The organism is Winogradskyella epiphytica (assembly GCF_003217215.1).
GTDB classification, from domain to species: Bacteria; Bacteroidota; Bacteroidia; order Flavobacteriales; family Flavobacteriaceae; genus Winogradskyella; species Winogradskyella epiphytica.
This window is the reverse complement of record NZ_QJTD01000007.1, coordinates 1-12,709: the sequence shown is the minus strand read 5'-3', so window position 1 is coordinate 12,709 and position 12,709 is coordinate 1. Positions and strand designations below refer to the sequence as shown.

Genomic DNA, 12,709 nt, shown 5'->3' with positions numbered 1-12,709 from the left:
TTGCGATGTGAAAGTTTTTAATATATCTTTTTAAATTACTAGTTTTGCCAAGTGTAAAAAAAGCACCGTAAAACGGCGATATTAATACAATCTCAGGGGAATCTGAAAACTTTATTTAAGTTCCTGAAAAAAAGTATGTATTAATGTTTGTTGAAACGTAAAGTTTTATTAAATTTGCACCCTGTTTAAAATATCTATGTTCAGATATTAGATTTTTAATGTTATTGTCTTCGATGGAATTCCTTCTAAAACAATATTTAAAGTAAGAATCAGCAGAAAATCAATTATAGACCTAAAGAAAGAAAACAATGTCAAGAGTTTGTGAACTTACTGGGAAGAAAGCGATGGTTGGAAACAATGTTTCTCACGCTATGAATAAAACAAAACGCAAGTTTGATGCTAATTTAATCAAAAAGCGTTTTTACATTCCTGAAGAAGATAAGTGGGTAACATTAAAAGTTTCTACATCTGCATTAAAGACTATCAATAAAATTGGTATCGCAGCAGCATTAAAAGAAGCTAAAGCAAAAGGATTTTACAAATAATAGCGTAGCGCTTAAGTCAATTTACTATGGCAAAGAAAGGAAATAGAATACAAGTTATCTTAGAGTGCACAGAGCACAAAACTTCTGGTATGCCAGGAACATCAAGATATATTACAACGAAAAATAAAAAGAATACGCCAGACCGTATGGAGATTAAGAAATTTAATCCTATCCTTAAGCGTATGACAGTTCATAAAGAGATAAAATAAGAAACCATGGCAAAGAAATCAGTAGCGTCTTTACAGACAGGATCAAAACGTTTGACAAAAGCTATAAAAATGGTGAAATCACCAAAAACGGGATCATACCAGTTCGTAGAGCAGGTTATGGCACCAGAATTTGTCAATGACTTTTTAAACAAAAAATAATCTTTATTTCGATATAGATTTATAAAACTGCTTTCATTTGAAAGCAGTTTTTTTATGACTATATTTGAGAGAGATTTGGTATAATATGACAACTTAGCAGTTACTTATTAAAGGCAAGATTGTTGTATTGGGTTTATTGGATGACCTTCAATACCTACATGGCTTTACCAATCAATTTTGATATTTAAACCTTGTTTAAAAAGGTTAAGCCCAACAAGTAAACAACAAATGACTAAACATTAAAAATGAGTTTTTTTAAAAAAATATTCTCTTCCGAAAAGAAAGAAACCTTAGACAAGGGGTTGGAAAAATCCAAAACATCTTTCTTTACTAAATTAAATAAGGCCGTTGCCGGAAAATCTAAAGTTGATGATGATGTTTTAGATAATCTGGAAGAAATTCTTGTAACTAGTGATGTTGGTGTCAATACCACGTTAAAAGTTATTGAGCGTATTGAAGAACGTGTCGCAAAAGATAAATATTTAGGTACTTCAGAACTTAATAAAATTCTAAGAGAAGAAATTGCTGCTTTATTATCCGAAACCAAATCGGGAGAAGAAACTGAATACACTATTCCAAGTTTACCAAATCAGCCTGATGGCAAAAAGACACCTTACGTTCTTATGGTAGTTGGCGTGAATGGTGTTGGAAAAACAACCACCATTGGTAAATTAGCTTATCAGTTTAAAAAGAAAGGATTAAAAGTTGTTCTTGGTGCTGCAGATACCTTTAGAGCTGCGGCTATAGATCAGTTGCAAGTGTGGGCAGACCGTGTAGATGTTCCAATGATTCGTCAAGATATGGGTTCCGATCCTGCTTCTGTTGCTTTCGATGCAGTTAAAGCTGGAGTTAGTCAAGATGCCGATGTAATCATTATTGATACGGCAGGTCGTTTACATAATAAGATCAATTTAATGAACGAGTTGACCAAAGTAAAACGTGTGATGCAGAAAGTGATTGGTGATGCGCCTCATGATGTTTTATTGGTTTTAGATGGTTCTACAGGTCAAAATGCTTTTGAGCAAGCTAAACAATTTACGGCAGCAACTGAAGTGACTTCTTTAGCAGTAACTAAATTAGATGGAACTGCAAAAGGAGGCGTTGTAATAGGAATCAGCGATCAATTCCAAATTCCTGTAAAATATATTGGAGTAGGCGAAGGTATCGAAGACTTACAAGTCTTTAATAAATACGAATTCGTAGACTCTTTCTTTAAATAGAAGACATACCATAAACTAAACATTAAATATTAAAATTAGATTCTGTAAAATGAATCTCATTTTTGTTTTTTGGGAAGTATTAACCATTCAAATTTGATAGAAAGTGAATTCTCTATATTCACAAACCGCGAACCAAAAATCAATTATCACAAATCATTCCGTATCTTTGCAAACTGATTTTACAAAACTATGCGTACAAAAACTTTAAAGAAAAACAAGATCAACGTTATTACATTAGGCTGCAGTAAAAATGTTTACGATAGCGAAGTGTTAATGGGACAGCTAAAAGCAAGTGGAAAGGACGTAGTGCATGAGCAGGAAGGTAACGTTGTAGTAATTAATACTTGTGGCTTTATTAATAATGCCAAAGAGGAAAGTGTTAATACGATTCTTGAATATATGCAGAAGAAAGAGGATGGCGAAGTTGATAAAGTTTTTGTAACTGGATGCTTAAGCGAACGTTATAAGCCAGACTTAGAGAGAGAAATTCCTAATGTAGATCAGTATTTTGGTACTACTGAATTACCGAGCTTATTAAAAGCTTTAGGTGCAGATTATAAACATGAATTAATTGGGGAACGTTTAACAACCACACCTAAAAATTACGCTTATTTAAAAATTGCTGAAGGTTGTGATAGACCTTGTAGTTTCTGTGCTATTCCTTTAATGAGAGGAAAACACAAAAGTACACCTATTGAAGATTTGGTTACTGAGGCTGAAAAATTAGCAGCTAATGGCGTTAAAGAATTAATTCTTATTGCTCAAGATTTAACCTACTACGGGTTAGATTTATACAAAAAACGAAACTTAGCCGAGTTATTAGAAAACTTGGTGAAAGTTGAAGGTATCGAATGGATTCGACTACACTATGCATTTCCAACGGGTTTCCCAATGGATGTATTAGACGTTATGAAGCGTGAACCTAAAGTTTGTAATTATTTAGATATTCCATTACAGCATATTTCAGATTCAATTTTAAAGAGTATGCGTCGTGGAACTACAAAAGAGAAGACAACAAAATTATTACAAGATTTTAGAGCTAAAGTTCCTGAAATGACCATTAGAACAACCTTAATTGTTGGTTATCCAGATGAGACTCAAGAAGATTTCGAACTGCTTAGAGATTGGGTAAAAGAAATGCGTTTTGAACGCTTAGGTTGCTTTACCTATTCGCATGAAGAAAATACACATGCTTATAATCTTGAAGACGACGTTCCTGAAGAGGTAAAGATCCAACGTGCTAACGAAATCATGGAAATTCAGTCTCAGATTTCATGGGAACTGAATCAAGCTAAGATTGGTCAAGAGTTTAAAGTTGTTATCGATAGAAAAGAAGGTAATTATTTTGTAGGTCGTACCGAATATGATTCTCCTGATGTAGATAACGAAGTCTTAATTGATGCTACTACCACGTACTTAAAAACAGGGGAGTTCGCAACCATTAAAGTTATCGAAGCTGAAGATTTTGACCTTTATGGTGAGGTTGTAAATTAGAGCTTTAATGTCTTTGGTTATAACGTCTTATTCGTTTTATGAGATGATAGCGCATATCATCATAGAATAAACTCAGTATTAGAACGACGGCGGCAAAAACCAAAGTGTTTAATTGCCAGTTTAATGTTGAGTACATAAATCCACCAATTAAGCCTCCTGCGAAAAAGAACAATATTATATAGATTCTAAGCTTGATATTCGCTCTTAATTTCGTTCTTTCTGGATACATTTTAGGGAAAAATAAATGAGATATATCTATTCCTAAATCTGTAAATAAGCCGGTAAGATGGGTGGTTCTAACTACGGCGTCTGAGATTTTAGTTACAAAGGAGTTTTGAAGACCCATTGCAAAGAGCAATAAACAGATAATAAGATCCGGTGATTTTACCGCAACAATATTTGTTGTTAACCCAATAGCTAATAAAATCAGAGACTCAATAATTGTAGGTAATACAAAAATATTGAGTCGTTTATTCCCTTTAAAATTATCAATTAGGAAACTAGATAAAAAAGATCCTATAAGAAATGAAAAGATATAAAGGAAATAAACTAAGCCTCTCCAAAATTTTAAATCAGCGACATCATTAATAAACAAGGCAAAATGACCAGTCACGTTCGTGGTCAATTGTTTAAAAGCAAGGAATCCTGTAACATTTACAACGCCTGCAACTAACGATAATACCGTCGCGATCTGTAAATTGTGTTTTAAGGTCCTGCTTTTTCCTTGATGTCTAAACATGTAATAGACTTTTATTTATTGGTATTTTTATCGTCCTCTTTGTTTAGCAATATAGCTTCTCCAAATCCTAAATCTTTTAGTTTACTTAGTTGTGTTTCAGCATCTCCAACAATCACATAAATCATTTGGCTTGGTTTAATATATTTCTCAATTAGGGCTTTTATATCATCAACTGTCATATTCTTCACAATAGCTTGACGTTGCTTTGCATAATCATCGGCATAACCATAATTACTGATATTACTAAGCATGTTTAATTTGGCACCTAAGGTTTCAAATGCGCGTGCGCTACTTTTCAATGTATAACCTGTTGTGATTTCTAAATCTTCTTCGTTATAGTTCTTGCCATAACTCTCCAATATGTCTTTTATCAATGCGGCAGATTTGTAAGTAACATTTGTTCGAACGCTACTACTGATAGAGAATTCTCCTTTGTAATCTGTACCGTTAAACCCAGAACGAACACCATAAGTATAGCCTTTTCCTTCTCTCAACTCTTGAGTTAATTGTGAAGCGAAACCACCACCACCTAAACGATAATTCATTACTGAAGCTGGATAGTAATCGTCATCAGTAGCCTTTAAAGAAGGGTTGCCAAATGCAATAACGGATTGCTTTGCTCCAGGAACATCATAAAAATAAACCTTTGATGTTTCAGGGTAATTGGGTTCAGGTAATTCCGGAAAGTTAACATCTTTTACTTCCCAGTTCTTATTTATAGTTTCTAAAGCTGAAATTACCGATTGTTCGGAAACATCCCCAACTACATGTAGACTGGTTAACTTTGGGGTTAGTTTCGTGGCGTAATAATTTTTCAAATCTGAAATTGAAATTGTATTCACCGAAGTTTCTGTACCGCTGTTGTTATAAGCTAAAATATTATGCTCTCCATAGAGTTGTTTTGCAAAAGCATCGGATGCAATACTATTTGGATTCGCTTTTTGTCTTTGAATTCCACTAATTGTACTCTGCTTTAAAAGTTCAAATTCCTTTTCATCCCAACGCGGTTCTAAAAGCATTTCTGAAACCAAATCTATGGTTGCATTAAAATGCTTCGCTAATGTGGTTCCAGAAATGGTTACGCTATTTTCTGTAGCATAACTATTTATTCGTGCTCCTAAACTTTCAATAGCGTTTTCTAACTCTTCTGGTGATTTGTTTTTTGTGCCTTTGCTCAGCATTTTCGCCATAAGGTTAGACACGCCAACTTTATTGATATCTTCTAATAATAATCCACCTTTAATTTCCAATTCAAATTCCACTAAAGGCACTTCCGAATTTTCAATTCCGAAAACTTTTATACCAGATTCTAAGCTGCGTTTCCAAACCGTTGGGATAACTAAGTCAGGACTTTCGCCATAAGGAGGTTCTACAGATCTATCAAAACTACTTGGTGTTTTTTCATAAGTGGCAACTAAATTTGGATCAAACTCCTCTTCAGCACCTTCAACAATTTGTTCTTCAACAACATGAGCTAATTGAGAATTGTCTAATACCAAATTCATTTGGCCTTTGGGTACAAAACTTGTTGCGATATAAGGCTTGTCTTTAATATAAGTATTATAAACGCGCATTACATCATCAGGAGTAACGGCTAAGATGTTTTTTACATCTTGATTAATAAATCCAGGGTCACCAGCAAAAATTTCGTATTGTGCGAGTTGAAACCCTTTACCTAATACACTAGATAGATTTCTATAGAAGTTAGTTTCCTGTCCGGCTTTAATTCGGTTTAAATCTTCTTCAGAAATACCATTGTTTTCAAAATCTCTAAAACCTTCAGAAATCGCAGAGGCGACAGAATTTAAATTCATTTGATTAAAAGCTGTAACACTCAGAGCTAATTGACCAGCGACTTCCGCATTGTTTTGATAGAAGACAACATTGTCCGTTAGTTTTTGTTCTTCAATTAAAACCTTGTTGAGTGGAGCTTTTTTGCCTTTTGACAAATAATCGACTAAAACGCTAAGCGCGTATGAATCTTTATCATATTCTGGAACTCCTGGCCATGCCATGGTTAGTCTCGGAAGACGAGCAAAATTATCTTCGTAATATAAACGTTTTGAGGATTTTAAAATTGCTGGTTGCTTTTCCATTTTAGGAATATCTTCACCTCTAGGGATTTCATCAAAATACTTTTTAACCCAAGCTTTGGTTTGTTCTACATCAATATCTCCTGCTATGGTTAAAGTAACGTTGTTTGGAACATACCAGCGTTTGTAAAATTCCTTAACATCTTCCAAGGTTGCATTTTGTAAATCTTCTAAAGAACCAATTACCTCCCAACTGTAGGGGTGACCTTCAGGATAAAGATTGCTATTAATCACAGCAGAATTATGGCCATAAGGTTGGTTGTCTACGCGCTGACGCTTTTCATTTTTAACCACTTGTTTCTCCTTGGCCAAAACAGGTTCTGTAACCGTATTAATGAAGTAACCTAGTTTATCGGCTTCCGCCCAAATCATTTTTTCTAAAGCATCTTTCGGAACTGTTTGAAAATAGTTAGTACGGTCTCTACTCGTAGAACCATTAGCGCCAGAACCTCCAATACGAGCACTCATTTGATCTAAGCCACCTTTACCTAAATTCTCAGATTCTAAGAATAATAAATGTTCAAATAAATGAGCAAAGCCTGTTCTTCCTTCTTTTTCTCTTGCAGAACCCACATGAGCGGTTAAAGCCACCGCAACAACAGGGTCCGATTTATCGACGTGAAGAATGACTTGCAAGCCATTATCTAAAGTTAGTTTTTCATATTCAACTTTAAACTCTTGTTTGGTCTCTTTGGCTTCATTTTGTTTGCACGCCGAAAGTGTAGCTAAAACAAATAGAGCAATCAGTGCAGATTTGAAATGTTTCATATCTTGGTTGGTATTAATCGTATTCAATGTTAGTTGTAATAGTCGGTTTAAGATTTTTTGTCGAACAGCACTTCGACAATTTGTCTTGATTGTAGGTTAACTGTTATAGTTCGAAAGCATTATTGTTCACCATAAAAACAGAATTCACTAAGAATAGTTTTCCGTTTTCCCAAAAACTTCTGAACAAGGTATTATCTACTAGGTAGATAAAACTTCCGCTTCCCATAGGTTCTTCACCAAAAACTAAGGTTTGATCTAGTGCTTTTACTGCATTTTGTCCAGCAAAACCAGAATATACTTTAGTGTCGTTTAAATAAGCTACATTATAACCGTTCTCTAATAAATCGTAGGCGGTGCTTCCTAATTTTAATGTGAAATAATGGTCGTCATAACCAAAAGCCATAGGATGTGTATTATCTACCTTGGCACTGAAAATGGCACCTGTAATCAAGTTGTTACTATAATCACGTTCGCGATCTGCATACGCTGTGAGATTAGCTTTCTTTTCTTCATCGTCTTTCGACTCTTTGAATTTTAAACTGAAACCATCTTTACCAGCAAAACTTCGCAGTGCACCATCAATGGCAATGACTTTTCCACCAGAACGCACCCAATCTTTCAATTTATTTAAGTTATCCTCGTCTAAAACCTTGCCGTAATAACCGTTTGGAAGAATTAATACATTGTATTTATTCAGATTAGTTTTACTTAAATCATTAGTGTTAATTGAGGTTAGTGGATACTGTAATTGCTGTTCAAAGAAATGCCATACTTCTCCGTAGCTCAAAGACGAGGTGCCTTCTCCTGAAAGTACGGCTACTTTTTGTTTGTTCATTAACTTAATGTCTGGCGATCCAATATCTGGAGTCGTTTGAGAAAACCCAGATTGAATTTCTGAAAGTACTTGAGCATGCTCTTGAGCAAGAGTATTTAATTTGTCTACAAAATTCTTAATATGTTTATTGTCGCCTTTTGTTATGATTATTGATCCGCGTTCAAATTTTGTGTTATTAGAAGTAAATGGCTTTTCTGTAAATCGAACTCTAAAATCATTTTTTAATAATTCTGCTAAAAATTTCGCATCTTTCATAGAATTCCATTTACTCACATAACCATAAGCATCGTTTAATACTTGAAGAGCTGATTTCCCTAATAACTTTGCACTTGGAATTTTTGACGTACTTGCTACGGCTTCCAATCCGTAAGCATAAGGTAAAGACCAGGCTGTAATATCGTAGGTTAAAGAATCTGAAAGTTTTGCATTAGGTTCAAACATCACTTTTATCATTTTGCCTTTCGGCTGATTCGAGTGCACCACTAATGCTTCGCCATCAACATTCATATGACTTTGTTTTCCTGTTTTATAATTGTAACCAGAAACTTTTGAGTTTGTAGCATTTTCGAATTCAATATGATGTTTGTTTAAAAGCGTTTTTAAGCTATTTAACTTATCTGTATTACCTTTTAAAACATAACTTTTATAGGTTAGGTCTGAGTTTTTAAAGAATTTACCAAATTCAGTATTTAGTTTTTCAGCATTTTTTGAAGCGATTTCAACGGTTGAAAGTCCAGTCGTTGTATGATGTGTTAATCGTTCTAATAAGGTTAAGACATGGCCTTCATCATTAAGAATACCTAATCCAGCTCTTCCGTGACCCGCTTGTTCGTAGGTCATTCCAATCGCTCCCATATACGTCGGGTAGGTGTCGCCATAACTTGGATAAAATAAATCGAATCGTTCTCTCGTGAAAAACAACCAACCTTCTTTGTCAAAATACTTTGCGTGATTTTTACCAATGGCGGTTTGAAATTCACGCTGCCAATCGGTAATAATTTCGTGGAAAGGTTCTGCTGCAGGAGCGAAATAATAAGGTTCATTGATACCTTGTTCGTGGAAATCGACGTGCACATGTGGCATCCATTTATTATAAACTTCTAAACGTTGTTGTGTTTCTACTTGAGAAGCCCAAAGCCAGTCTCGGTTTAAATCAAAAAGGTAATGATTTGGTCTACCACTTGGCCAAGGTTCGTTATGTTCACTCGCTTGTCTGTCGATATCATGAGGTTGACTGGCAGTTTCATTATACCAGTTGACATATCTGTCACGACCATCAGGATTCATACTCGGATCAATAATCACCACTGTGTTTTCCAGTAAATCTTGTTTTTCGGTCAATAATTTATATAAGGTTAGCATGGAAGCTTCCGAACTAGAGGCTTCATTTCCATGAACGTTATAACTTATCCATACTATAGCAATATCAGACGCGCTTGGATTTCCTTCAATTAATCCAGCGTTTTTTAAATTATTTTGACGAATAGTTTCCAAGTTCTCTATATTAGCTTCACTCGAAACATAGGCTAAATATAAAGGTCGTCGCTCATTGGTTGTGCCGTATTGTTCTAATTTAACTTGCTTAGGAACTTTGGCTTGAACGGCTTTAAAATAGTCGATAACTTGGTGATTTCGACTAAATTGTGAACCAATTTTATAGCCTAAAATATCATCTGGAGATGGAATGTTTTGAGCAATTGAAGATCCTTGAAAGCTGAAAACAACTAAAAGAGTAATAAGGAGTTTTTGCATTGAAATAAGTTTAAGTAAGTAGTAAGTAAAGATACATAGCTCAAGCGAATTAACTAAAATTTAGTAATTAAAATAACCAAGAGCCTTATATTTATGCCATTATTAACATCTGGATTTAAAACGGTTTATCTAACCCTTCAAAAATTTAAATGAATTCAAGTCAAACCATTCACCATATACCTTATAGAAATACTAATTATTTCTCCGATTTTATCTGTAATTATTTAGATGAAAATGAGGAATTAAAGGACTTTTATCACCGTTTTCCAAAACTGGAAAATTTTAAAGCGCAGATTGAAGAAAAGCAATCAAATACAAAAGACACACAAAAGGAAAGTCGAAAAGTTTTGGTTGAGGTGCTGAAGTCACAGTATAAAAATCTTGAAACTTCAGAATTAACTACTGAGCATATTCAGAGCTTAGCTTCAGAAAACACATTCACAATTACGACGGGACATCAATTGAATTTATTCACAGGGCCATTATATTTCCTGTATAAAATCATCTCTACAATTAACTTAACGAAGCAACTCAGAGACACCTACCCGGCGTATAATTTTGTTCCAGTGTATTGGATGGCTTCGGAAGATCACGATTTTGAAGAGATTAATTATTTCAATTTTAAAGGAAAAAAAATCAAATGGACTTCTGAGCAAACTGGAGCCGTGGGTCATTTTAATACCGAAGGATTAGAGGCCGTTTTTGAAGTGATTTCCGCTGAATTTGGTCCAGGGAGAAATGCAGAACAATTAAAGTTATGGTTTAAAGAAGCTTATCTTAATCATGATAATTTGGCTGATGCAACACGTTATTTAGCAAACGAATTATTCGGGAAACATGGCTTAGTGATACTTGATGCAGACGATGAAAATTTGAAGCGATTGTTTATTCCGCAGATGTATAAAGAACTGTTGGAGCAAACGGCTTTTAAGCAGGTGTCAGAAACAAATAAAAAACTTGAAGAATTAGATTTAAAAATTCAAGTGAACCCAAGAGAGATTAATCTGTTCTATATAAAAGATGGCTTACGAGAACGGATTATTGAAAATGATGAGGTCTATTCTGTTTTAGACACAGATATCACTTGGACTAAAGAAGCCTTATTAAAACATTTGGATGAATTTCCACATAGATTCTCACCAAACGTGATTATGCGTCCCTTGTATCAAGAAGTAATTCTACCTAACCTCTGTTATATTGGTGGCGGAGGGGAAATGATTTATTGGTTGCAATTAAAATCGAATTTTGAAGCTCAAAATGTTACTTTTCCTATGCTATTGCTACGGAATTCAGCATTAGTAAAGTCTGAAAAACAAGCGACAAAACTTGAAAATCTACAGATATCTAATCAAGATTTATTTTTAGATAGACAGTCATTTATCAATAAAAAAGTGCGACAAATTTCGAATATAGAGATTGATTTTTCATCACAAGTTCAACATTTAAAAGAACAGTTCAAGAATTTATTCGACTTGGCAGAGCAAACCGATAAGTCTTTTATTGGTGCGGTGAAAGCCCAAGAGGTAAAGCAAATAAAGGGTTTAAAACATCTTGAAAAGCGTTTGCTTAACGCACAGAAAAAGAAACTAGCCGACCAAATAGCTCGCTGTACAGAACTACAAGAGCAATTATTTCCAAATCAAAGTTTACAAGAACGAAATACTAATTTTTCAGAATTGTACTTAGAGTATGGAGAGCAATTAATTCCAGAATTACTAAAAGCTTTAGAGCCTTTAAAAGGTGAGTTTTTAATTCTAACCTTAGACTAATTCATGCATAAAATTGATATAGAACTTATTGAAATGACACTCGATGTCATGAAATATGTTATAGGTAGAGTTTCCGCTACCGAACATCCTATAGGGAAGCCGAGAAAAGAAGAAGATTTAAAATTAGCCGTTGGTGAAACAGTAACGCCTAAAGGTGTTGGTGGTGAATATGCTTTTAATTTATGGAAAGAGCATTTGGCAAGTGCAAATGTGCCTGTAGACCATCCGCGTAATTTGGCTTTTGTGCCAGCATCGCCAACACGAGCAGCTATTATGTTCGATTTAATTACTTCGGCCTCTAGTATTCATGGTGCGTATTGGATGGAAGGCGCAGGTGGAATTTTTTGCGAAAATGAAGCGATGCGATGGATCGTATCTTTAACAGGTTTACCTGAAGGGGCTTTTGGAGTTTTTACGAGTGGTGGAACATCGGCAAATCTTTCGGCCATAGTTACAGCAAGGGAACATTGGAGAGAGAATCCAATTTATAAGCGAGAAAAAGGCTTGATTATCACGTCAATTGGAGCGCATTCTTCAATTAAAGCCATGGCAAAAGTGGCAGATGTGGATATGATTCTTGTCGATACAGAAGAACGCCTTACGGGAGAAGAACTACAGAAAACTATTGATGCTTTAGGTGAACATGAACGAAAGTGTTTGTTTGCAGTTGTAGCGACGGGAGGAACTACTAATGCTGGCATTATAGATGATTTAGAAAGTATCGCTAAAGTATGTGAGGCTGAAAACTTATGGTTTCATGTCGATGCTGCCTATGGAGGTGGTGCTTTGGTTGCCGATTCTGTACGCCATTTATTTACTGGTATTGAAAAGGCGGATAGTATTACTATAGATCCGCATAAATGGATGTTTTCACCTTACGATTGTGGCGCCGTCATTTATAAAAATATGGAATTGGCAAAAAACGCCCATTCACAACAAGGTTCTTATCTTGAAATATTTAAAGATGAAGGAGCTCATGGCTTTAATCCAACAGACTATCAAATCCAGTTAACGCGACGAGTAAGAGGCTTGGTGCATTCAAGGCCTTAACGCAACAAAAGTTGCTAATTGGTTATGGTACAATTTAATTTTTTCTTTCCAAAAAACCTAGATTTTTCGAAGGCAT

9 protein-coding genes and 1 pseudogene are annotated in these 12,709 nt (G+C 34.8%); 7 read left to right on the top strand and 3 right to left on the bottom strand.

The window, feature by feature from the left end; translation table 11 throughout:
• Positions 1-308 precede the first annotated feature (308 nt).
• The 5 genes from rpmB (at position 309) to rimO (ending at position 3,627) form a co-directional block, all read left to right on the top strand.
• Positions 309-545: a 50S ribosomal protein L28 gene (rpmB, locus tag DFQ11_RS12595; protein WP_110476244.1), complete on the top strand. Its 237-nt coding sequence runs from the start codon at positions 309-311 to the stop codon at positions 543-545.
• Between the two features lie 26 nt (positions 546-571).
• Entirely contained in the window at positions 572-754 is a 183-nt protein-coding gene (rpmG, locus tag DFQ11_RS12590) for a 50S ribosomal protein L33 (RefSeq protein WP_008238128.1), read from the top strand.
• A 6-nt stretch (positions 755-760) separates the two neighbouring features.
• A complete protein-coding gene (locus DFQ11_RS12585; RefSeq protein WP_110476243.1) occupies positions 761-913 on the top strand; it encodes a DUF4295 domain-containing protein in 153 nt (50 codons plus the stop codon).
• 245 nt (positions 914-1,158) lie between these two features.
• Positions 1,159-2,133 (top strand): signal recognition particle-docking protein FtsY, encoded by a 975-nt coding sequence (gene ftsY / locus DFQ11_RS12580; protein WP_110476242.1) that lies wholly within the window; start codon positions 1,159-1,161, stop codon positions 2,131-2,133.
• 189 nt (positions 2,134-2,322) lie between these two features.
• The gene (rimO, locus tag DFQ11_RS12575) at positions 2,323-3,627 is read left to right on the top strand and encodes a 30S ribosomal protein S12 methylthiotransferase RimO (protein ID WP_110476241.1); all 1,305 of its coding nucleotides are present in this window, start codon (positions 2,323-2,325) and stop codon (positions 3,625-3,627) included.
• Between the two features lie 4 nt (positions 3,628-3,631).
• Here rimO and DFQ11_RS12570 read toward each other — a convergent pair whose 3' ends face one another.
• From DFQ11_RS12570 to DFQ11_RS12560, 3 genes are all read right to left on the bottom strand, one after another.
• The gene (locus DFQ11_RS12570) at positions 3,632-4,366 is read right to left on the bottom strand and encodes a YoaK family protein (RefSeq protein WP_110476240.1); all 735 of its coding nucleotides are present in this window, start codon (positions 4,364-4,366) and stop codon (positions 3,632-3,634) included.
• An 11-nt stretch (positions 4,367-4,377) separates the two neighbouring features.
• The gene (locus DFQ11_RS12565; protein WP_110476239.1) at positions 4,378-7,227 is read right to left on the bottom strand and encodes a M16 family metallopeptidase; all 2,850 of its coding nucleotides are present in this window, start codon (positions 7,225-7,227) and stop codon (positions 4,378-4,380) included.
• 103 nt (positions 7,228-7,330) lie between these two features.
• Complete coding sequence (locus DFQ11_RS12560; RefSeq protein ID WP_110476238.1) at positions 7,331-9,814, bottom strand: M14 family metallopeptidase; 2,484 nt, start codon at positions 9,812-9,814, stop codon at positions 7,331-7,333.
• Between the two features lie 149 nt (positions 9,815-9,963).
• Between DFQ11_RS12560 and bshC the strand changes: the two genes are divergently transcribed.
• Both bshC and DFQ11_RS12550 read left to right on the top strand, forming a co-directional pair.
• The gene (gene bshC, locus DFQ11_RS12555; RefSeq protein WP_110476237.1) at positions 9,964-11,583 is read left to right on the top strand and encodes a bacillithiol biosynthesis cysteine-adding enzyme BshC; all 1,620 of its coding nucleotides are present in this window, start codon (positions 9,964-9,966) and stop codon (positions 11,581-11,583) included.
• A gap of 3 nt (positions 11,584-11,586) precedes the next feature.
• Positions 11,587-12,615 (top strand): annotated as a pseudogene (locus DFQ11_RS12550) (pyridoxal phosphate-dependent decarboxylase family protein); the annotation flags it as partial.
• Between the last annotated feature and the right edge of the window lie 94 nt (positions 12,616-12,709).